The organism is Actinacidiphila yanglinensis (assembly GCF_900107965.1).
Lineage (GTDB): Bacteria > Actinomycetota > Actinomycetes > Streptomycetales > Streptomycetaceae > Actinacidiphila > Actinacidiphila yanglinensis.
On record NZ_FNVU01000025.1, the window covers coordinates 52,027 to 73,977 of the forward strand.

The window sequence follows — 21,951 nt, forward strand, 5'->3', positions numbered from 1 at the left end:
CCGACTGCCGGACAGCCGGGCCGCACCGGGCGGTTCACGGTGTCACGGCAGCTCGAACCCCAGCTCCCGGGCGGCCGTCTCGGGGGTGGGCTGCGACCAGTGCGCGGCCACGGCCTCGTTGGTGGACAGCGACCGCGTCAGGGCCGAGTCGAGGTAGAGGATGCCGCCGAGGTGGTCGGTCTCGTGCTGCACGATGCGGGCCGGCCACCCGGTGAACACCTCGTCGACGGAGCGGCCGCGCTCGTCCCGCGCCCGCAACCGCACGCGGGCGTGCCGGGCCACCACCGCCTGCCACCCGGGCACGCTCAGGCAGCCCTCGAAGAAGGCGACGCGCTCGTCGCCCTCGGGTCGGTACGCGGGATTGACCAGCACCCGGAAGGGCAGCGGGGTGCGGCCGCGCGCCTCCAGCACCTCCGGCGAGCCGGGCGCCGGATCCTCCACCACCGCGATGCTCAGCGGGATGCCGACCTGTGTCGCCGCGAGCCCGACACCCGGGGCCGCGTGCATCGTCTCGCGCAGCGCGGCCACGAACCGGGCGAGCAGCGCGTCGTCGAGCTGGCCGTCGTACGGCTCGGCGACGCCGCGCAGGACGGCCTCGCCCGCGGCGACGATGGGCAACGGGCCGCCGGCTGCCAGGAGTTCCTCCACCCGCTCGGGCAGGGACATGTGTGTCGCGGAAGCAGTCATGCGGGTCAGCATGCCAGTCCGAGCGGCCCGAACGTGGCCGGGGGTGCCCGGTGTGCCGGGGGTGCCGCGTGCGGGAAGCAGCGCGGCCGGCGGCGGCCGGTCCGCGCGGCGGGCCGGCCGAGCGGAGCTGCCCGGCCCGGTGCCCTCCTCGGTCCGGCCCGGCCCGCGTCGCCGGTCGGAGCGGCCCCGGTCCACGTGAGGTGCCGTACCGGGGCGGCGGCCGCGCACCGCCCGCCTGACAGCGCCCCCGTGGGATGCCGCGGGCGACGGCACCCCGGCCCTCAGTCATCTGACGTACGAACTTCCCGGCGTCCCTCCCCCGGCCTGCCCCGCCGCCCGCCGGCATCCCGGCCTCGGTGGGCCCCCGGCGGGCGGCCGGAGCCCGCACTCCCGGGTCAGCGGCGTGTGCGGGGCCGCCCGGTCCGGCCGGCTTCCGGCGCCCACATTCAGTCATTCGACTCTGGCCGCCGCCGTACTGCCTGAACGATGCTGGGGCGGTCGCCCGTGTACCGGTGCCGGGTGATCGCCATGCTCGGAGGAACCAACCGTGAACCGCACTCCCGTCGTCTTCATCCACGGCGCGTGGCTGCACGCGCTCGCCTGGGAGTCGTGGGCGGAACGCTTCGCCAGCCGGGGGTTCGTCGCGATGGCCCCCGGCTGGCCCGGGGAGGCGGACGAACCCCGGGACGTGCGCCGGGACCCGGCGGGGCTCGGCGACATCGGCCTGGACGCGCTGACGGACCACTACGCCCGGTTCATGCGGTCGCTGGACGTCCCGCCGGTCATCGTCGGCCACTCCGTCGGCGGGCTCGTCGCCCAGCAGCTGCTCGGCGCCGGCATCGGCCGGGCCGCGGTGGCGATCGCGTCCGCCCCGGTCAACGACGTCCCGCTGCCCGCCGCCCGGGACCGGTTGTGGACCCCGGACGGCGCGCAGGGCGACGACCCCTTGGTGTCGCTGTCCGCGCGGGAGTTCCACCGGGTCTTCGCCAACACTGCCGGGGAGCAGGAGTCCGACGCGCTGTTCGAGCGGTACGTGGTGCCGGCCCCGCGGCGGCTGCTCGCCGACCTCGGGTGCGCGGACACGGCACGCAGCCCCCGTGCGGCGGCGGACGTGGCCAACGCCCGCCGCGGCCCGCTGCTGCTGATCTCCGGGCAGGAGGACCTGCTGGTGCCCGACGTCGTGACCCGCGCGGCCTACAAGCAGTACGGCGACTCCACGGCGCTGACCGACCTGAAGCAGTTCGCGGACCGCGCCCACTCGCTGACCATCGACAGCGGATGGCGCTTCGTCGCCGACTACGTGCTCGGCTGGCTCGACGAACGCGGCATCCGGGCCGGGCAGGCGCGGGGCTGAACGCACCATGACCGACGGGTTGGTGGCCGGCGGGCCCGGGGAAGCGCACCCGCCCGCCCCCGGGTCACACGTTCTGGTCGCTGGGGAGCTTGCCCAGCGCGTCGCGCAGCGCGGCCCGCGAGGTGATGCCGAGCTTGGGGAACACCCGGTACAGGTGGGAGCTGACCGTACGCGGCGACAGGTGGATGCGCTCGCCGATCTCCTTGTTGGTCAGGCCCCTCGCGGCCAGGTCGGCGATGCGCTGCTCCTGCCAGGTGAGCGCCGCGAAGGGTGCCGAGGAGGAGGCGGCGGCCGTACCGGCCGCCCGCAGCTCCGCCCGGGCCCGCTCCGCCCAGTCGGGCGCGCCGAGCCGTTCGAAGGTCTCGGCTGCCAGCGTCAGCGAGGGCCGCGCGGCCTTGCGGCCCTGGGTGTGGCGCAGCCGGATGCCGTGCGCGAGCCGGATGCGGGCGTGCTCGAACGGGAAGGTCACCGCAGCCGGATGGGTCTCGGCGCGGTCGTACATCGCGTCGGCCTCGGCGGCGTCCTCGGCGGTCATCGCCAGGGCCCCGTACGTGATCAGCGCGAGCCGGGGGGAGATGTCGGGCAGGTTCGCGTCGCGGGCCGCGAGCGCGTGGGCGCGCGCCTGCTGCGAGCGGCCGGTGTGCAGGGCCGCCTCGACGAGGTCGAGGAGGCTGCGGGAGGCCTGGTGGGCGTAGGGGGTGAAGGTGCCGGGGGGTGTGAGGCCGATGGCGTGGAGGTAGGCGGCCTCGTAGTCGCCCTCGCCGAGGGCGGCGGCGGTGCCCGTGGCGTCGGCGATCTGGGTGAGGAAGCCGACGCCGCGCGGGCGCGCCCACGCGTCGACCTGGGCCTGGAGTTCCCGCGCGCGTTCGACGTCCCCGCGCAGGGCGGCCAGCAGGCCGAGGTACGCCTGGGTGTGGTGGACGAACAGCGCGTGCTGGTGGGTGATGGTCAGCTCCAGGCAGCGCTGCCCGGTGCGTTCGGCCTCGGCCCACTCCCCGACCGCGATCTGGTCGAGCATGATCAGGTGCAGCATGGTCATGGCGTCGGCCACGGCCCCCGTCTCGACCTCGCGGTCCACGGTGCGCTGCAGATGCGGCCGGTACTGGCTGAGGGTGTCCACGTGGTACGCGGCGACGCACAGCCGGGTGACGTCCCACGGCTCGAGGCCCTGGGGGTCGGCGAAGGCGCGCTCCACCCGCGCGTGCAGGCCGGCGCCGCGGCGCACCACGTCGCCCCAGGCGTCCTCGTAGATGCGGGTGAGCGGGGGCACCAGGTGGCCCACGTCGTCCAGGATCCGGTGGGTCCGCTCCCAGGCGGCGTCGTCGCTGGCGTACTGGTTGATGACCAGCAGCAGGTCGACCAGGCGCGTGAGCACCTCGTCCGGCTCCTTCACCCCCGCGTCGCGCATGCTCTCGACCGCCGCGCAGATCTGGCGCTGGGTGGACCGTACGTCCCCGTCCTCGAAGAGCGCCGCGTAGCCGGCGGCGAGCGCCGCGGCCGGGGAGTCGTTCGCGCCGGGGCCGCCGCCGGCGCCGGCGAGTTGCCGGGCGTGGTCCAACTGGCCCGAGTGCCCGGCGATGTAGGCCGCGTCGCCCAGCCGCCGGTGCCGTTCCTCGGGGCTCTCGCTGAGTTCGGCGGCCCGGGTCAGCCAGGCCACGGCGGCCAGCGCGCCGCCGCGCAGGGTGGCGGAGTCCGCGGCCGCCTCCAAGGTGGCGGCGACCTGCTCGTCCGGGTCGATCGTCGAGGCCGCCAGGTGGGAGGCGCGGCGTTCCAGGTCGGCGCGGTGCAGATCCGCGAGCACCGCGTGGGCGGCGCGCCGCTGGTTGGGGGTGGCGGTCTGCACGACGGTCGAGCGCACCAGGGGGTGGCGGAAGACGAAGTCGCCGCTGAGCGGGTCGACGTCCAGCAGGCCGCGGGCCGCGGCCTCGTCGGCGTCCCTCATCCGGTACCGCGTGCCGCGGGTGCGGTCGGCGGCGCTGCCCGCGCCGACGCCGTCCAAGGCGCCGCGCAGCAACTCGGCCCGCACGGACGGTTCGAGGGCCTCGATGCGCGCCCCGTAGACCTGGTGCAGGCGCTGGGGCAGGGGTATGCCGGTGTAGCCGGACACGTTTCCGCCGCCGCGTTCGGCCCGGGCACCGGAGACGTGCGGCGGCAGTTCCAGCAGCGCCAGCGGGTTGCCCCGGGCCTCGTCCAGCACCAGCCGGCGGACGCTTGGGTCCAGCGCGGTGTGGCGGGTGTCCAGGAGTTCCTCGGCGGCCGCCTCCGACAGCGTCGCCACCGCCAGTTCGGGCAGGGCGGCCGTGTCGAAGCCCGAGGGCACGCCGGCCCGCAGGCCGACGAGGAGCTTGACCGCGCTGCCGGTCAGCCGGCGTCCCACGAAGCCGCACACCTCGGTGCTGGAGCCGTCGAGCCACTGGCCGTCGTCGAGGACCAGCACCAGGGGTTCGTGCGACGCGGCGAGGGACAGCAGGTCCAGGACGGCGATGCCGAGCGTCATGACCGAGGGCGAAGTGCTCCCGCCCCTGCCGAAGACGACGTCGAAGACGCTCCGCTGGGCCGGGTCCAGCTGGTCGATGGAGGGCAGCAGCGGGTACAGGAACTGGTGCAGGCCGGCGAACGGCAGCTCCGATTCCGCCTCGACGCCCGCCGCCCGGATCACCCGGTGCCCCTGCTCCGCGGCGAGTTCGGCCGCGTGGTCCAGCAGCGCGCTCTTGCCCACGCCCGCGTCGCCGCGCAGCACGAGCACGCGCCCGCCGGTGGCCGCCGTGAACTCCGACAACACCTCCCGCTCGGTCTCCCGACCGACCATGGCCCCGATCGACCCCACGCCCCCACTCCCTTCAGCCCTGGACACGCCGGACCGGAACGCTGCCGCGCTGGTGCGGAACGGAACGTGCCAGGTCCAGGGGCGACAGTACGCTGTCGTTCCGCCGGGCCGCGGCGCCGTCCATTTCCGTCGGGCGCCCTTGCTGGCTGGTCAGGGGCGCGTTCCGGAAGCCGCACCCGCCGTGGGAACTCATACGTGTGTCCCGGTCCGGCGGTGAGCGGCCGTGCTCGCCCCTAGTATGACCGAAAAGTGACGCCGGTCTCGTGTCGATGTGTCTGCTTCTGCGAGACACGTGTCACATGTGGCGGGACGGTACGGTGCCGTACCGGTCGGTACGCGGTCGGGACCGCGCTTTCCGCCCGGCCCCGGCGGGCGGGTTAGGGTTCAGGAAGATGTCTCGGTCAGGAACGGGTATGGACGGAACGCCGCAGGACGCCGGGCCGGCGATGGACGCGGCCCTGACCCGCGCCGCGCAGGCGGGCGACGTGTCGGCCCTGGCGCTGCTGCTGGAGCGGCACCGGCCCGGGATGCGGGCGGTGGCGGTCAGCCTGCTGGGGCCGGGCCCCGACGTGGAGGACGTCCTGCAGGACGCGGCGCTGGTGGCGCTGCGGCGCATCGTGGACGTCCGCGATCCGGAGGCCGTCGGAGCGTGGCTGCGGATGGTCGTGCGCAACGGCTGCCGGAGCCTGCAGCGGGCCGCCCGGAGGGTCGAGCCGGTCGCACAGGTGCCGCTGCCGCCGGACCTCGGCACCCCCGAACAGGTCCTGCACGGCCACGCGCTGCGGGACTGGGTGTGGGAGGCCGTCGAGACGCTGTCCCCGGCCCTGCGGCTGCCGGTGGTGCTGCGCTACTTCTCCGCCGGGATCACCTCCTACCAGCAGATCGCCGAGGCCTGCGCGATCCCGGTCGGCACCGTGCGCAGCCGGCTGAACCAGGCGCGCACCGCCCTGGAGCGGGCCCTGACGGCGACCGCGGCCGGCGCGCACAGCGACACGCAGCGCCGTACGCGGGACAGCTGGCAGGATGCCCGTGACATGCTCGCGGCCGCCGAACGCGGTGAGTTCGGCCGGGTGGTCAAGGACCGCTGCTCCCGCGAGGTCTCCCTGCTGGCCGGGGGCGCGCGGCTCGGCGGCGCCGGGATGCTGCTGGCGGGCATGGACCTCGACCTCTCTGCGGGCGTACGCCAGCGGCCCCTGCACGTGACGGCCGGCCGCTCCCTGGTGGTGTGGGAGATGGAACTCCTCAGCCCGCCCGACGATCCCGACCACTGCCCGCCCGGGGTCGCCTGGATCATGACGGTGGAGGAGGGCCGCTTCCAGCGGGTCTCCCTGCACCACGCGGCGCGCCCGCAGGCCGGGTCCGTGCCCGACGCCGCCTGATCCGGTGCCGGGCGCCGCCTGATTCCGTGCCCGAAGCGGCCTGATCCGGTGCCCGAAGCCGCCTGAGTCCCCTCCCCGCGCGCCCCTGCCCGGGCGGCATGACCCAGATCACACCGTCCCGATCGAACTTCGCGGCCTCCACTCCGTCATGTCGGTGTCAGTGCCAGTCAGTACCGGCCACTGCCCGCCAGTGGCACCTTCACCGTACGGAGACCGCGATGAGCGACCGCCTTCCCTCGCAGCACGACGACGCCCCGGCGTCCGGCCCCCTCTCCCCCGGCACCCACACCTACACGCTGGCCGGTGTGGTCCAGCGCTACCACGTCCACGGCAGCGGCCCGGTGTGCGTGGCCCACTCCGGCGGCCCGGGCATCGACTGGGAGTACCTGCGCATGCCCGCCCTCGAGGAGCACCTGACCATGGTGTACGTCGAGCCCGTCGGCACCGCCCCGGACAGCCGGCTGCCCACCCACCCGCACGGGTACACCCGGGAGCGGTACAGCACCTTCCTGGAGGTGCTGGTCAACCGGCTCGGCGTGCCCGAGGTGCACCTGCTGGGTCATTCGCACGGCGCGTTCGTGGCCGCCTACCACGCCCTGTACCGCCCCGAACGCCTCGCGGGCGTGGTGCTGTACGAGGGCGCACCGGTCACGGGCCCGGAGCACGGCGCGGAGGCGGCCCGCATGGTCGAGGCGTTCGCCGCGCGGCACGCCGACCATCCGGGGCTGCCCGGTGTGCTGGCCGCGTTCGCCGCGCTGTCCGGCCTGTCCACCGACGAGCAGACCACGGCGGCGGCCCGGGGCGTGCTGCCCTCCTACTTCGCCGACTTCTGGGGCGACGAGGAGCGGCTGGCCCCGTTCCGGGACGCCGTGCGGGCCACGTACATCTCGGGGCTGGACGAGGACCTGACGCCCGATGTGATCGACGACCGGGCCGCACTGAAGGGGCTGGAAGTCCCCGCACTGGTGGTCGTCGGCCGGCACGACGTGATCTGCGGGGTGCGCTGGGCGCGGGAACTCGACGAGCTGATCCCCGACTCGGACCTGCTGGTGCTGGAGAACAGCGGGCACATGGGGCACCTGGAGGAGCCGGATCTCTTCGCGGAGGCGGTGCGCCGCTTCGTGCTGCGGACAGGTGCGCAGCAGGCAGCCGGCTGACTTAGGTCACGCGGTCCGCCCCCCTTCGCCGCGCCGTCACCAGGCAGGCCCATCACGCGGGCCTCCCCGCGCGGCAGGCGGGCGGGCGGGCCGTGTCGGCCGGCGCCTTTCCGTCACGGGCCGTGCCGGGCCCTTGCGTTGACCGTCAACTGACCGATGTGGCGGCGGCGCCGTGAGCCGAGAGTGGTGGCCAAGACAAGACGTCGTCCCACGGAGGGAACCCCTGCCATGCACCGCGATCAGTCACCACTGCGGGCTCGTTCGCAACCCGGCGCCGTGCCTTCGCTGATCCTGGAACTCGACCAGATGCTCGACGAATTCACCCGGCTCCCGGTGCGGGCGGAGTTCATCTTCGACCCGGACGAACCCGCCCTGATCCGGGTGGAGTTCCGTGCCGAGCGCGGGCCGGGGCTCATCTGGCACATCGGCCGCGAGCTGCTCCAGCGCGGCCTGACCACGATGAGCGGCTCCGGCGACGTACGGATGTGGCCGACGCTGCCCGGGGAGCGGCCCTCGTCCTGGCTGCTGCTGGACTCGCAGGAGGTGGAAGCCCTCTTCGAGTTGCCCCGGGACCGGCTGGCCGCGTGGCTGGAGACCACCTACCGCGCGGCCCCGGCCGGGACGGAGCTGGACGGTCTGGACTGGGACGGCTTCCTCACCGGACTGCTCGACGGCCGCGGATCGGCGTCCGCCTGACCGGCGGCCCGCCGGGCGTCGGAGGTGGGTTGCCTTCCCGTGCGTCACCTGTCAGAGTGGTGACGCAATCAGGAACGACGTCGCCGCCGCCGTCCGGTCGGCCCCGCACCCTTCACACATGTGCGGAGCGGGACCCGGGATCCCCGGTGACACCGCACCACCCCACACCGCGTACGCGGTGGACCAGGAGGAACGACGTGAGGACAAGCAACCCGATCTTCTCCCGCTGGGGTGCCGCACGCGCCGCACGCCCGGCCGGCGGGTATCCGCCCCGGCAGCCGGCCGCCCCGCTCGGCGACCGGCCGGCGGGCGGCGGCCTGGGCGTCGCCACCGTGCCGGACCTCGGCACCGCCGTCGACGCGCGGGCCACCCGGGCCACCATGACCATGGACGACGTCGTCGTCCACACCGCGGCGACCGTCGGCACGGCGGCCCTGGCGGCGGTGCTGTCCTGGCTGCTGCTGCCCGTCGACGAGGCGAACCTCGGCCGGTCCTACGGCATCGCCGTGAGCGCCGCGCTGGTCGCCTTCGTCCTGTCGCTGGTCCAGTCGTTCAGGCGGACGCCGGTACCCGCGCTGATCCTCGGGTACGCCGCCCTGGAGGGGGTCTTCCTCGGCGTCCTGTCCAGCGCGATCTCGACCTACGTCGCACCGGGCGTGGTCGAACAGGCGGTGCTCGGCACCTTCGCGGTCGCCGGAGGGGTGCTCCTCGCGTACCGGCGCGGCTGGATCCGCGTCACCCGCACCTTCGCCGGGTTCGTCGGCGCCGCCGCCACCGGCTTCGTCCTGCTGCTGGTCGCCGACAGCCTCTTTTCCGCCTTCGGCGCGGGCAACGGCCTCGGCTTCCACGGCGGCGGCCTCGGCGCCGCCTTCGCGATCGTCGGCGTCCTGCTCGGCGCGGCCTTCCTCGCCCTGGACTTCCGGCAGGTGGAGGACGCCGTCGCGAGCGGGGCACCGCGCGAGCAGGCGTGGCTGGCCGCCTTCGGCCTCACCATGACCCTGGTGTGGATCTACCTGGAGGTACTGCGCGTGGTCACGATCTTCACCAGCAACGACTGACCTCTCCCGGTCCAGGACCGGTATCCCACGCCCGGAGGGGGCATGCGCACCGCGCATGCCCCCTCCGGGCGTCCGGCCGTGCTCCTTCGCGGGCGGCCGCCGGCCAGGGCCCGCGGCGGGTCAACGGCGCCGTCGCCCGGGGGCGAGCGCGACGGCCGCCGCGCACACGACCGACCCGAACAGCAGCCCGCCCCACGGCAGCGCGCCGATCGCGTGATTCCGGAACACGCCGTAGCCGAGGGAGCCGAGCGCGCCGCCCGCGAAGAAGCACGCGAAGGCGCGGAGTGCGGTCCACCCTCTCGGGTGGGCGAGGCGTGAGGTCACGGCAGGCAGTATCGCCGCGGCCTGGCCGCGGGCGCGACGGTACGGACGTGAACGCGCCGACGAGCGGGCGGACTTGAGCGTACGGGCACGACCGTGTTGACGTGAGCGTACGGACGAGGGCGCGGACATGACCGTACGAGCCCCCCGAGGGCGAACGCGTCGCGCAGGCAACCCCGTTGGGCCGGGGAGACGAGCGCCGCACGGCACCTCGCCCTCGCGACGAAGCCCACCCGGCAACGAAAACGTCCCGGCCCGCGCCGGTGGGCGCGGGCCGGGACGGGTCCGGGTGAGAGGAGTTGCTCAGGTCGCCGAGGTCGTCGGCGGCCGGGTCAGTGCCGGGACGGGAGGACGCAGCGGAAGCTGGAGGCGACGGCCGGGTCACCGTGGCCGTTGTAGCGGGAGACCTCCGGGTAGCTGCACAGGTTGCGGCTGACGCTCTGCCCGGAGGCGTTGATCAGCGTGGCGGGCAGGGTCTGCGGGGCCTTGCCGTGCTCGACCCACGCGGTCAGCGCGCCGAGCCCGTCGGTCGAGCCGTCCTGGCCGTTGAGACCGCAGTGGCTGGTGCCCGGGGCGAGGAAGAGGCGGTAGAAGTCGTCGACCTTCTGCGAGCCGCCCATCTTCTGGTCGACCTGCTGGCGGTAGGCCACGGTGCCCTGGGCGGGGATGTACTGGTCGGACTCACCGTGCCAGGTCAGGAGCTTGCCGCCGGCCTTGCGGAACCCCGACAGGTCGGGGTCGTCGGAGCCGATGACCTTGTCGTACTCGGCCTCGGACTGCTTGAACAGCTGCGTGAACCGGCTGTAGGTGATCTTCGACAGGTCCAGCGAGGGGTTCTTCGCCACCCAGAGCTTGACCCAGTCGGCGGGCACCTGGAAGGGCGCTCCGGCGACGTTGCCGTTCGCGTCGGGCTGGGTGAGACCCGCAAGTCCCGTCAGGTCGGCGCCGATCGGCACACCGGACCACAGCTTCTTGCCCGACGTGGTGCGCGGGCCGTCCCAGATCTTGCGGACCACGGTGGCGTCGGCCGCCGTGATGGTCAGCGTCTTGCCGTTGCACTCCACCGTGGTCCCGATGAGCTTGCGGGGGTCGAAGTCGCAGCGGTTCGGGTCCTCGATCAGCCCGTCCTTGACGCCGTCGAGCGGGTCGCAGGCCTTGACCGCCGCTGCGGTGAAGGCGTTGAACTCGCAGGTGGTCGGGAAGGTCTTCTCGTTGTTCATGACGACCTGCGGCCACAAGGTGGCCACCTCGAACTCGTCCCAGTTGACGGCCGGGGCGTCCGCGAGGATGCCGTCGTAGTCGTCGGGGTACTGCTGGGCCTCCACGTAGCCCTCGCGCCCACCGGTGGAGCAGCCGTTGAAGTAGGAGTACGTCGGGCCCTTGCCGTAGATCCCGTCCACGACCTCCTTGCCGACGATCGACGCCTCGTGCTGGGAACGGGAGGCGAAGTTCTGCAGCAGCGCGGTGTTGACCTTGCCCTTGCTGTTCAGGGCCCAGCTCGTGTCGAGGGCGTCCCCGACCCCGGCGTCGGTGCTGACACCGGCGTAGCCGCTCTTGACGGCGTTGCCCAGGCCGACCCCGTTGTCGCCGGCCAGGTAGGCGCTGCCGCCCAGGGCCTCGAAGCGGCCGTTCCAGCCGCTGACGGGCAGCCAGGTCTGCACCTTGGCGTGGTCGCCGTCGCCCGGGTGGGTGAGGGTGACGGTCACGTCGCAGTAGGCGGGGACACCCGTGGCCGAGCCGCCGAGGACGCCGGTTCCCTGAATGGTGCCGCCCGCCTCGGCGACCGCCGTCACGGACTCGACCTTGGTGCCCGACGGCGCCTTCACGGACGGCGCCGAGCAGGAGAAGGGGGCGGGGGTGAGGGTGGCGGCGTGCGGCTCGGCGGACGCGCTCGGCAGGTACACCACCGCCGCGGCCAGCGGCACGCCCGCCGCGAGGACGGTCAGCAGTCGTTTCATTCGCTTCTCTCCAAGGAATAGGTGTGCAACCGGCGATGCCGACACATGTGCACGATGCATGTTACGTGAGTGCCGGGTCACGGGCCCGCCGCAGAGGCGATCTGCGCGCATGTAACCAATGACCTGGGACAAAGAATCAAAGTGGCTTGGTTCCCCGAAGCCTTCGGCCTCACAGTATCACCTGTTAAGCAGGTGATAAAAGGGGGAGCTCTCGGTGTGTCGGGACGGGGCGTCCCGACCAGAGTCCACTGTGGCCGGGCCCCGTCCTCCGCCACCACCGTCAAGTGACTGCCGGCGACGGGGGACCCGGCCGCGCCCCCGTCGGGTCATCCGACCGCCGCGGGCCGAGTCCTGTGCACACGTGTGGCGCAACTACGCGCGCCACATGTTGTCGAACGCGGCGTCCTCGACCTCCCGCCGCAGCCGCAGCGCCTCCAGGTCGGTGACCGCGTCCCCGACGGCGGCCAGTACGGTCGCCACCGCGTCGCCGGCCGGGTCCTCGGTCCCATCTCCGGCTACGTCCGCGGTCGCGTCCTGCGCCTTTTCCTCGGCCTCCTCGTCGGCCTCTTCCGGCAGGGCGTCGACGCCCCTGAGGACGGCCAGCAGCTCGCCGACCAGGGGATCGTCCGCACCGCGGTGTTCCTCCGCCGGGTGAGCGACGGGCAGGTCGGCCGGCGCGTGCCGCGCGAACCGGGCCCGGAGCCCGTGCCCCGTGGCATGGCCGATGCCCTCCGCCCGGCCCAGGTCGTCGACGTAAGCGGCGGCAAGTCCGTTGCCCCGGCGCCACAGCCAGTCCTCGACCTTCTCGTACGGCTCCTGCCGGACGAGTGCGGCCGCCGCCTGGTCCAGCAGGCGGTCACCGGTCATCGCGGGCGGCCCGGGCACCAGGACGTCGCCGACCAGGGTCAGCGCGCCGCCCTTCAGAAGATCGGCCGCCTCGGCGCCGGCGAGCGCGAGGGACAGGTCCCCCTGCTCCGGGGCACGTTCGGCCGGCAGGCTCAGGGCGGCGCGCGCGAGATCGCGGGCGGTACTCATGACTGACTCCTTGTCTCCAGCAGGCGCAACCAGACCTCGCTGATGGTGGGAAACGCGGGAACGGCGTGCCACAGGCGCTCGACGGGCACTTCCCCGGCGATGGCGACGGTCGCCGAGTACAGCAGTTCGGCGACCCCCGGTCCGGCGAAGGTGGCGCCGACGACGACCTGGCGTTCGGGGTCCAGCAGGATGCGGGCCCTGCCCTGGTAGCCGGGGCGGTACTGGTGGGCGCCGGCGAGCTGCCCGAGGTCGTGGTCGACGACCTCGACGACGCGGCCGGTGCGCAGCGCCTCGTCGGAGGTCAGGCCGACGGAGGCGACCTCGGGGTCGGTGAAGACGACGCCCGGTACGGCCTCGTGGTCGGCCGTGCTGCGGTGCGGGGACCAGCGGCCGGGCGCGGGCTGCTCGCCCCGGGCCCGTGCGGCGATCACGGCGCCGGCGATGCGGGCCTGGTACTTGCCCTGGTGGGTGTACAGCGCCCGGCCGTTGACGTCGCCGACGGCGTACAGCCACTCGCCCGGGACGGCGGCGACGGTCAGGGTGTCGTCGGCGGCGAGCCAATCGCCGGGGATGAGCCCCACGGTGTCGAGCCCGATGTCCACCGAGCGCGGGGCGCGTCCGGTGGCGAACAGGATCTCGTCGGCGAGGAGTTCGCCCCCGTCCGACAGCGTGATCGCGACCTCGCCGCCGGGGGTCCGCTCCGCGGCGGCGACCTCGACGCCGAAGCGGACGACCGCACCGGCCTCCCGCAGCCGCTCGGTGACCAGTTCACCCGCGAAGCGCTCCATGCGCGGCAACACGCGCTCGCCGCGTGCGAGCAGGGTGACCTGGCTGCCCAAAGCCTGCCAGGCGGTGGCCATTTCGACGCCCACCACGCCGGCGCCGACGATCGCCAGGCGCCGCGGTACCTGCTGGGCGCTGGTCGCCTCCCGGTTCGTCCAGGGCCGCAGGGCCTCGATGCCCGGCAGCCGGGGCAGCGCCGGGCCGCTGCCGGTGCACACCGCGACGGCGTGCCGCGCCCGCAGGCGCACGGTGCCGCCGTCGGGGCCTTCCACCGTCACCTCGCGCTCCCCCGCCAGGCGGGCGTGGCCGCGCAGGAAGTCGATGCCGGCCGAGGCGATCCACTCGACCTGACCGTCGTCCTTCCAGTCGCCGGCCATCCGGTCCCGGTGGGCCAGGACCGCCTTGGCGTCGAGGGCGTTGCCGACGGCGGGATCGAGTCCCGGCATGTGCACCGCGTCGGCCCGCAGCAACGCGGGGCGCAGCAGTGCCTTGCTCGGTTCGCACGCCCAGTACGAGCATTCGCCGCCGGCGAGTTCGCTCTCCACGAGCACGGTGCTCAAGCCCGCGGCGGTGGTGCGGTCGGCGACGTTCTCGCCGACCGGTCCCGCGCCGATGACGATGACGTCGTAGGCCCGGGTGGTGGTATCGGTGGGCATGGTCTCCTCCGTAAGGTGTTGGGTGGCCCGGAAGGGCCGGGACCCAGCCGCCGGATCTCGACGGCCGGATCTCAGCGGCCGGATCTCAGCGGCCGGGGGCGCGCTCGGTGATCTCCTGGAGGAACCACTCGTTGCCGTCGGGGTCCGCGAAGGCGGCGAACGTGCCGTAGCTGGACCGCTCCGGGTGGAGGCCGGGGACCCGGTGCGCGGCACCGGCGTGCCGGAAGGCGCCGGTGGCGTCGCGGAACGGCCCGGCGACCCGCACCCCTCGGGAGGTCAACTCCTCCTGGGCGGCGACGATGTCGGTGACGGTCAGCTGCAGGCCGTGCAGCGTGCCCGCGGTCTGCTCGGTGAGGCCCTCGCCGAAGATGACCGAGCACGCGGAGCCGGGCGGGGTCACCTGCACGATCCGGTAGCCGTCCTGGATCGGAAAGTCGGCGTCGAGGCGCCAACCGAGCCGCTGCACGTAGAAGTCCCTGGCACGGTCCACGTCGGACACCGGCAGGACGACGACCTCGAGTTTCATGTCCACAGCTGTTGCTCTCTCTTTCGACGGCTCGGGCACGGGGGCCGGAGCAGCGGTCCCCCGACGACGTCGCCCACTGTGATCCGCCGGTGTCGTCCCCCACATCAGTCTTTTGACTGTCCGCCCGGCCGACGGTGGCTGATTCGTTATCGGCCGAGGCGAAACGTCAGGGGTGCCGGGAGCGTGTTGGTGAGGAACACCACTCACTCACGTGTGGACACGTGCGGAACGAAAGGACCTGAATTGGTGAGGAAACTCCTCCCTCGCTCCCTGGCGGGACGCGGACTGACGATGGGCGCGGCCCTGCTGTGTGCCGGCGCGGTGCTCGCCCCGGCGGGAACCGCGGCGGCGAGCACGGGGACCGGGAGCCGGCACGCGGTGGACTACGTCGCCCTCGGCGACTCGTACGCCTCGGCGCCGGTCGTACCCACCCAGATCGACGCCACCTGCCTGCGCTCCAGCCAGAACTACCCCTCGCTGGTGGCGCAGGAGCGGTCCGCGGCGCTGACCGACGTCAGCTGCTCGGGTGCCACCACCGCCGACATGACGGCCTCCCAGGAGGACGGCGTGGCGCCGCAACTGGCCGCGCTGGACCGGCGGACCGACCTGGTCACGGTCACCATCGGCGGCAACGACATCGGCTTCTCGACGGTGCTGGGCACCTGCGCGCAGCTGACGTCCACCGACGCGGCCGGGGCGCCCTGCGAGGCCCACTTCGCGGGCGGGGGCACGGACCGGATATCGGCGGCGATCGACCAGACCGCGTCGAAGGTCGCGGGGGTGCTGCGCGACGTCCACCGGCGGGCGCCGCACGCCCGCGTCGTGGTGGTCGGCTACCCCGACCTCTTCCCCGACGACGGGGTCGGCTGCACCAGTGCTTCGGTGCCGCTGGCCGCGGGTGACTTCGCCTGGCTGCGCGACAAGGAGAAGGAGCTCAACGCGATGCTGGCCGGCCAGGCGCGGCACGGCCGGGCCCGGTACGCGGACACCTACACGCCGACCGTCGGGCATGACCTGTGCCGGCCGACCGGCGAGCGGTGGATCGAGACCTTCGCCCCGCAGACGCCGGCCGCGCCCGTGCACCCGAACGCCGCGGGTGAGCGCGCGATGGCGACCGCCGTCGAGAAGGCGGTCGGCCGCCACGTGTGACCGGCCGCTTTCCGGCCACGGCCTGATCGCTGGCTGATCGCGGCCCGGCCCCGTCCGAACGCGGCCCGGGTCCCGGCTCGGTCCGGGGCCCGGGCCGCCGGCCCGGCCCGCTCAGGCGGACGCGCGCAGGAGGTCCGCGGCGCGCTCCGCGATCGCGTACACCGTCGCATTGGTGTTGTTGGACGGGATCGAGGGGATGACCGAGCCGTCCGCGACCCGCAGTCCGGCGAGGCCGCGCACCCGCAGCTCGGAGTCCACCACGCAGGTGTCGTCCTCGCCGAGGGCGCAGGTGCCGACCGGGTGGCAGTAGGACGTGAACGCCGTACGGGCGTACGCGGCGAGCGATCCGGCATCGGCCGCCCCCGCGCCCGGGGCGACCTCCTCCGCACCCCAGGCGGCGAGCGCCGAGGAACGGGCGATCGCGCGCGCCGCGTTGATCCCGGACAGCACCGCGGCGACGTCCCGCCGGTCGGTGAAGTAGCCCGGGTCGAGCACCGGCGGCGCGTACGGGTCGGCGGAGGTGATCCGCAGGGTGCCGCGGCTGTACGGCCGCATCGGCGAGACGCCGATGGTGAAGCCGTTCTCCACCGGGGCGACCGGGTTCGGGACGGGGATGTCGATGAAGATGATCTGGAGGTCGGGGCCGTCCAGCTCGGGCGCGCTGCGCAGCAGGCCGATGATCTCGCCGTGGTTGCCGCGGCCTGGCGGCACCGCGCGGCTGGTGCGGTGCACGAGGTTGACGCGCGGGTGGTCGTGCAGGTTGCGGCCCACGCCGGGCAGGTCGTGGCGGACCTCCACGCCGGCCGCGCGCAGCTCCTGCGCCGGGCCGATCCCGGAGCGCAGCAGGAGCTGCGCGCTGCCGATCGCGCCGGCGGTGAGGACGACCTCGCGCGCGGACCGGGCGGTGTGCGTGCGGCCGTCGACGCCGTACTCCACGCCGACGCAGCGTTCGCCCTCGAAGAGCAGCCGGTGCGCGGTGGCACCGGTGACCACGGAAAGGTTCGGTCGGTCCAGCGCGGGAGTGAGGTAGGCGTCGGCCGCGCTCTGCCGGCGACCGGCGACGACGTTGAGGTCGACCGGGGCGAAGCCCTCCTCCAGGCCGCCGCTGATGTCGCGGGCCCGTTGCTGACCGGTCTCCAACGCCCCGTCCAGGCAGGCGAGCAGCACCTCGTTCGGCTCGGCGGCCGGCGCCACGAGCAGGGGGCCCTGCGTGCCGCGGCCGGGTGCGCCGGAGGCGGCGGTCTCGGTGCGCTGGAAGTAGGGCACCAGGTCGTCGTACGCCCAGCCCTTGGCGCCGCGCTCGCTCCAGCCGGCGTAGCCGGTGCGGTGGCCGCGGGCGAAGACCATGGCGTTGATGGCCGAGGAGCCGCCGAGGCCGCGGCCGCGCGGCAGCATGATGCGCGGGCCCGGGGCGGCGGAGGGGGAGCCGGTCTGCTGCGGGACGGTCGTGTCACCCCAGCTCGCGGCGGTCTTCCCCAGGCCGGGCCAGGCCGGCGGGTGCGCGACGGCGTCCGGCAGGCCGGCCGCCGCGGTGCCCGCCTCCAGGAGCAGGACGCGCACGCCGGCGTCCTCGGTGAGGCGGGCGGCCAGGACGCAGCCGGCGGAGCCGCCTCCCACCAGGACGATGTCGTAGGTCCCGGGCTGTTCGGGCGGTGCGGTCTGCTCGGGGTGTGCGGCGGGTGAACTCACTGCGTGCCGGCGTTCCATGGCTCGGACTCCTCACTGTGAATCGTTGATCCGGTATCGACGGTATCACCGATACGATCAGCGATTCATAAAGACTGATACCGTCGATCCATGACAAGGGAGACGGCGCCGGAGCAGACAGGTCCCACGCTGCGGCAGAAGATCGTCCTGGCCGCCGCGGAGCTGCTGGAGGAGGCGGGCCTGGAGGCCGTCTCGACCCGGGCCGTCGCCGCGCGCGCCGGTGTGCCGACCCCGTCGATCTTCCGGATCTTCGGGGACAAGGACGGGCTGCTCGAAGAGGTCGCCGAGCACGGCTTCGGCCGCTACCTGGCGGCGAAGGCCGAACTGCTCACCGGGGACGACCCGGTCCGGGTGCTGCGCGAGGTCTGGGACCTGCACATCCGCTTCGGGGTCGAGCATCCCGCGTACTACACGCTCGTCTACGGCCAGGTCCGCCCCGGCCACATGCCGCAGGCCGGCCGCCGGGCCGTCGCCGACCTGCGCGGCGCGCTCGTCCGCGTCGCCGCCGCCGGACGGCTGCGGATGAGCGTCGACCTCGCCACCGAGGTCATGCACTCCGCCGGGGTGGGCACGATCCTCGCCCTGACGGCGCTTCCCGAGGACGCGCGCGACCTGCGGACCGCCGACACCGTCCGCGAGATGGTGGTCGACACCCTCACGCTCCCGCCCCCGCCGGACGGGGCCGCCGCCCCCGGGATCACCGTGGCGAGCTCCGCGACGACCCTGGCGGCCGCCCTCGGCCGCGACGGCACGTCCGCCCTCACCCCCGGCGAGCTCACCCTCCTCACGGAATGGCTCGACCGCCTGGCCGACCCGACCACCACCGCGGGCTGACCACCCGCGCTCTCGCAACACGTGTGCGTGGGCTCGACGGGTTTGCGGTGCGGGTGTGCGGGCAGGCGGGCGGTAGGTGTCGCGGGCGGGACACACGCGTGGCCGGGGCGGCGCCGGCGGATGATCACCCGCTGTTAGGGTTTCGCCATGACTTCCCCGCGTACCGGCCTCCTCCTCGACTTCGGCGGCGTGCTGACCACCCCGCTGCTCCCCGCCGTCCTCGCCTTCGAGCGGCGTGAGGGGCTGGCCGAGATGGCCGCGGCGCGGGCGCTGTTCGGGGACGCCGAGACGGTGCGGCGCACCCAGGACCTCGAACGCGGCACGCTCACCCAGGCGGAGTGGAACGCGGGCGCGGCGCCCCTGCTGGGCGTCCCGGCGGAGAACCTGATGGGCCGGCTCTTCGCCGACCTGCGCCCGGAGCCCTCGGTGATCGCCGCCGCGGCCGCCGCCCGCCGGGCCGGGGTGAAGGTCGGCGTGCTGTCCAACTCCGTCGGCGCCGACCCGTTCGACCTCTACGCCGGGTACGACCTGGACCGCTCGTACGACGCGGTCGTGATCTCCGAACGGCACGGCCTGCGCAAGCCCGAGCCGGAGATCTTCCGGCTGGCGCTGTCGATGCTCGAACTGCCCGCCGAGGCGTGCGTGTTCGTCGACGACACCCCCGAGTACGTCGCCGCCGCAGAGGAGTTGGGCTTCGCCGCGGTGGTGGCGAAGGACCCGGCCGAGACCGTCGCCCGACTGGAGTCCCTGCTCGGCGTCCCGCTGGCGCAGGCCGCCTGACCGCGGAAAAAGCGGGCGGGGCGACCGGGCTGTTTCCCGGTCGCCCCGCCCGCAGCCCTTTTCCCGGCTGCGAGGGAAAAGGGAAATGCCGTACGCATTCCCGAGATGACCGGTTCCGAATTACGGGAGCGCACCCGCCCCGCCTCCTGATCATGCCGCCGGAGCTGCACGGGAGCAACCCAACGGCCCGGCCGGTATGCGCACTTGCACACATGAGAACCGTCGGCAGGCCGCGGAAACACCGTGCCATCAACTCGAAACATACGGAGCATTGACAGCCGGTTTCCCGGCGGACGCTAATGAATCGGCTGCGCTTTCGCGTGACCGTCCCGTTTGTTTTCGGTCCTGATCCGGGGACCCGCAACGACAGGAAATTCGATGCCGACTCCTCGCGCGCACACGGGCGCTGCTGTGTCCCGTGCCCTGCGCCGCGGCGCCGCGGCGGTGGGGCTCTCAGCCCTGATCCTCCTCGGCGTCCACCCGTCCGCCCAGGCCGCGACGCCCGCCCCGCCCGGCTCGGTGAGCACGACGGCCCCGGCGGCCGCCACCGACACGGAAACCGACACCGGCACCGGCACCCCGGCGACCGGCGACCTGGCCCCGGTGTGCGGCGCCCCCGCTCCCGGCCACGCCGCCTGCTTCGCCATGCGCGACACGCGGCGCGGGCCCACCCTGCGGCTCAGCGCGGGGCAGGCGCCGGCGGGCCTGAGCCCCCAGGACCTCCAGAGCGCCTACGCCCTGCCCTCCGACGGCGGCGCCGGGCAGACCATCGCCATCGTCGACGCCTACGACGACCCCTCGGCCGAGGCGGATCTGGCGGTCTACCGGCAGCAGTACGGCCTTCCGGCGTGCACCAGCGACAGCGGCTGCTTCCGGAAGGTGGACCAGCGCGGCGGCACGTCCCTGCCCCAGACCAGCGACAGTTGGGCGTCGGAGATCGCCCTCGACCTGGACATGGTCTCCGCCGCCGCGCCCCAGGCGCACATCCTGCTGGTGGAGACGGACAGCGACGGCCTGGACGCCCTGGGCGCGGGGGTGAACGAAGCGGTGGCCCTGGGCGCGAAGTACGTGTCCAACTCCTACGGGCGCCTGGGCGACTTCGTCACCGACCAGGCGACCTACGGGGCGGCCTTCGACCACCCGGGCGTGGCCGTCGTCGCGGCGACCGGCGACTACGGCTACGGGGTGTCCTTCCCCTCGGACCTCGCCACCGTGACCGCGGTCGGCGGCACCACGCTGACGCCCGACAGCGGGAGCGCGCGCGGCTGGAGCGAGGACGTGTGGCAGCAGGGCGTCAACGGGCCCGGCTCCGGATGCGCGGCCAACCAGCCCAAGCCCGCCTTCCAGACGGACACCGGCTGCACCGGCCGCAGCGAGGCGGACGTCTCCGCGGTCGCCGACGACCTTGCCGTCTACTCGACGTTCGGCGCGTACGGCAACGGCTGGGACACCTGGGGAGGCACCAGCGCGGCCACTCCCCTGATCACCTCGATATACGCGCTGGCCGGCGCCCCGCGGCCGGGCAGCTACCCCAACGCGTACCCCTATGCCACCGGCGGCGTGGGGCTCAACGACATCACCTCCGGCACCAACGGCGACTGCGCCGTGAGCTACCTGTGCACCGCGGGCCCCGGCTACGACGGGCCCACGGGCCTGGGCACCCCCGCCGGGCTGGCCGCCTTCCGCTACGGCCCCAGCGGCACTCTGGTCGGCACCGTGAAGGACGCCTCGACCGGTGAGCCGATCGCGAAGGCGACCGTGAGCGACGGCGTCGACATCGCCACCACCGGCGCGGACGGCACCTACAGCCTGTCCCTGCCCGCGGGGCCGGCGAGCGGCCTGACGGTCACCGCCTTCGGCTACACCTCCAGCGAACCGGTCACCCTGGACATCACCGCCGACACGACCACCACGCACGACGCGGCGCTGCGGCCCGTACCCCGCCGCCGGGTGCACGGCGTGGTGACGGACGGCTCGGGCCACGGCTGGCCGCTGTACGCGCGGGTCTCGGTGGAGGGATCGCCCGAGGCGCCGGTCTGGACCGACCCGGTCGACGGCGGCTACGACCTCCAACTGCCGCAGGACGCCGCGTACACGCTCGACATCAGCGCCGTCCAGCCCGGCTACGAGCCACTGGCCAGGCCGGTGACCGTCGGGCACCGCACCACCACCGCCGACGCGGCCCTCACCGCCGACCCGGACCTGGCCACGGCGGCCGGCTACGCCCTCGATGTCCACGCCAGCACCGAATCCTTCGACGCCACCACCGCGGCGCCGCAGGGCTGGACGGTCGCCGACGCCGCCGGCACCGGCAACGGCTGGGAGTTCGACGACCCGATCCAGCGCGGCAACTCCACCGGCGGCACTGGTGCCTTCGCGGTCGTCGAGAGCGACCAGGGGCCCTTCGGCCCGCACCAGGACACCACGCTGACCAGCCCCGACTACGACCTGTCGACCGCGCAGTCCGCCCAACTGGCCTTCAGAACCGCCTACATCAGCAACCCGACGCAGCAGCACATGAGCGTCGACGCCAGTGCCGACGGCGGCGCCACCTGGCAGACCCTGTGGACCAACCCCAAGTCGTCGGACTCGCAGGACCACCTGAGCGTGCAGGTGCCGCTGGGCGACCTGGCGGGCCGCTCCTCGGTGCGGCTGCGCTTCCACTTCCAGGCCGACTGGGGCTACTTCTGGGCGATCGACGACGTCGGCGTGACCGGTCGCACGCTCGCGCCGACACCGGGCGGGCTCGTCGTCGGCACCGTGAAGGACACCGCCGGCCACGGCGTGACCGGGGCGACCGTCGCCGATGCCTCGGCTCCGGGCACCGGCGTGCTCAGCGCCGCCACCCCGCAGGACCCGGGCGTCGGGGACGGGCTGTACACGCTGTTCGTGCCGTCCCCCGGCCGGCACGCCCTGAGCGTGACCGCCCCCGGCTACCGGACGGCCACCCGCCAGGTCACGGTGCACGCGGACCGGGTCACCCACCGGAACGTCACGCTCGCCCGCTCCACCTGACCGAACGGGCAGGCCGCAACCGGCCGCCG

At 74.0% G+C, this 21,951-nt stretch carries 17 protein-coding genes; 9 read left to right on the top strand and 8 right to left on the bottom strand.

Annotation, left to right across the window (positions count from 1 at the left end; translation table 11 throughout):
* Positions 1–42: 42 nt before the first annotated feature.
* Positions 43–687, bottom strand: coding sequence for a peptide deformylase (locus C4U44_RS35705; protein ID WP_103890338.1), 645 nt, complete (start codon positions 685–687; stop codon positions 43–45).
* A 547-nt stretch (positions 688–1,234) separates the two neighbouring features.
* On the opposite strand from C4U44_RS35705, the gene C4U44_RS35710 reads away from it, so the two are divergent.
* Positions 1,235–2,041 (top strand): alpha/beta hydrolase, encoded by an 807-nt coding sequence (locus C4U44_RS35710; protein WP_103890247.1) that lies wholly within the window; start codon positions 1,235–1,237, stop codon positions 2,039–2,041.
* Positions 2,042–2,105: 64 nt separating this feature from the next.
* On the opposite strand, the gene C4U44_RS35715 is transcribed toward C4U44_RS35710, so the two are convergent.
* Positions 2,106–4,850, bottom strand: a complete 2,745-nt coding sequence (locus tag C4U44_RS35715; RefSeq protein WP_103890339.1) for a helix-turn-helix transcriptional regulator — start codon at positions 4,848–4,850, stop codon at positions 2,106–2,108.
* A 431-nt stretch (positions 4,851–5,281) separates the two neighbouring features.
* Here C4U44_RS35715 and C4U44_RS35720 point away from each other — a divergent pair, with 431 nt between their 5' ends.
* The 4 genes from C4U44_RS35720 to C4U44_RS35735 all read left to right on the top strand — a co-directional run bounded on the left by C4U44_RS35720 (position 5,282) and on the right by C4U44_RS35735 (position 9,158).
* Complete coding sequence (locus C4U44_RS35720; protein WP_103890248.1) at positions 5,282–6,247, top strand: RNA polymerase sigma factor; 966 nt, start codon at positions 5,282–5,284, stop codon at positions 6,245–6,247.
* Positions 6,248–6,465: 218 nt separating this feature from the next.
* Positions 6,466–7,404 (top strand): alpha/beta fold hydrolase, encoded by a 939-nt coding sequence (locus tag C4U44_RS35725; protein ID WP_103890249.1) that lies wholly within the window; start codon positions 6,466–6,468, stop codon positions 7,402–7,404.
* A 276-nt stretch (positions 7,405–7,680) separates the two neighbouring features.
* The gene (locus C4U44_RS35730; protein WP_407642936.1) at positions 7,681–8,100 is read left to right on the top strand and encodes an SsgA family sporulation/cell division regulator; all 420 of its coding nucleotides are present in this window, start codon (positions 7,681–7,683) and stop codon (positions 8,098–8,100) included.
* A 197-nt stretch (positions 8,101–8,297) separates the two neighbouring features.
* Positions 8,298–9,158: a Bax inhibitor-1/YccA family protein gene (locus C4U44_RS35735; RefSeq protein ID WP_103890251.1), complete on the top strand. Its 861-nt coding sequence runs from the start codon at positions 8,298–8,300 to the stop codon at positions 9,156–9,158.
* Positions 9,159–9,278: 120 nt separating this feature from the next.
* On the opposite strand, the gene C4U44_RS35740 is transcribed toward C4U44_RS35735, so the two are convergent.
* The 5 genes from C4U44_RS35740 to C4U44_RS35760 form a co-directional block, all read right to left on the bottom strand.
* The gene (locus C4U44_RS35740; protein ID WP_103890252.1) at positions 9,279–9,482 is read right to left on the bottom strand and encodes a hypothetical protein; all 204 of its coding nucleotides are present in this window, start codon (positions 9,480–9,482) and stop codon (positions 9,279–9,281) included.
* A 329-nt stretch (positions 9,483–9,811) separates the two neighbouring features.
* Positions 9,812–11,437 (bottom strand): tannase/feruloyl esterase family alpha/beta hydrolase, encoded by a 1,626-nt coding sequence (locus tag C4U44_RS35745; RefSeq protein ID WP_103890253.1) that lies wholly within the window; start codon positions 11,435–11,437, stop codon positions 9,812–9,814.
* A gap of 372 nt (positions 11,438–11,809) precedes the next feature.
* On the bottom strand, positions 11,810–12,472 hold the full coding sequence (locus tag C4U44_RS35750; protein ID WP_103890254.1) for a GPP34 family phosphoprotein: 663 nt from the start codon (positions 12,470–12,472) through the stop codon (positions 11,810–11,812).
* A complete protein-coding gene (locus tag C4U44_RS35755; RefSeq protein WP_103890255.1) occupies positions 12,469–13,911 on the bottom strand; it encodes a dihydrolipoyl dehydrogenase family protein in 1,443 nt (480 codons plus the stop codon). The genes C4U44_RS35750 and C4U44_RS35755 overlap by 4 nt, the downstream gene beginning before the upstream one ends.
* Positions 13,912–13,996: 85 nt before the next feature.
* Complete coding sequence (locus C4U44_RS35760) at positions 13,997–14,443, bottom strand: VOC family protein (protein WP_103890256.1); 447 nt, start codon at positions 14,441–14,443, stop codon at positions 13,997–13,999.
* 285 nt (positions 14,444–14,728) lie between these two features.
* Between C4U44_RS35760 and C4U44_RS35765 the strand changes: the two genes are divergently transcribed.
* Entirely contained in the window at positions 14,729–15,586 is an 858-nt protein-coding gene (locus C4U44_RS35765) for an SGNH/GDSL hydrolase family protein (protein ID WP_103890257.1), read from the top strand.
* Between the two features lie 111 nt (positions 15,587–15,697).
* On the opposite strand, the gene C4U44_RS35770 is transcribed toward C4U44_RS35765, so the two are convergent.
* Positions 15,698–17,293 (bottom strand): GMC family oxidoreductase, encoded by a 1,596-nt coding sequence (locus C4U44_RS35770; protein WP_103890258.1) that lies wholly within the window; start codon positions 17,291–17,293, stop codon positions 15,698–15,700.
* A gap of 90 nt (positions 17,294–17,383) precedes the next feature.
* Between C4U44_RS35770 and C4U44_RS35775 the strand changes: the two genes are divergently transcribed.
* The 3 genes from C4U44_RS35775 to C4U44_RS35785 all read left to right on the top strand — a co-directional run bounded on the left by C4U44_RS35775 (position 17,384) and on the right by C4U44_RS35785 (position 21,922).
* The gene (locus tag C4U44_RS35775; RefSeq protein WP_103890259.1) at positions 17,384–18,127 is read left to right on the top strand and encodes a TetR/AcrR family transcriptional regulator; all 744 of its coding nucleotides are present in this window, start codon (positions 17,384–17,386) and stop codon (positions 18,125–18,127) included.
* A 147-nt stretch (positions 18,128–18,274) separates the two neighbouring features.
* A complete protein-coding gene (locus C4U44_RS35780; protein ID WP_103890260.1) occupies positions 18,275–18,907 on the top strand; it encodes an HAD-IA family hydrolase in 633 nt (210 codons plus the stop codon).
* Positions 18,908–19,285: 378 nt separating this feature from the next.
* The gene (locus C4U44_RS35785) at positions 19,286–21,922 is read left to right on the top strand and encodes a carboxypeptidase regulatory-like domain-containing protein (protein WP_103890261.1); all 2,637 of its coding nucleotides are present in this window, start codon (positions 19,286–19,288) and stop codon (positions 21,920–21,922) included.
* Positions 21,923–21,951: the final 29 nt, after the last annotated feature.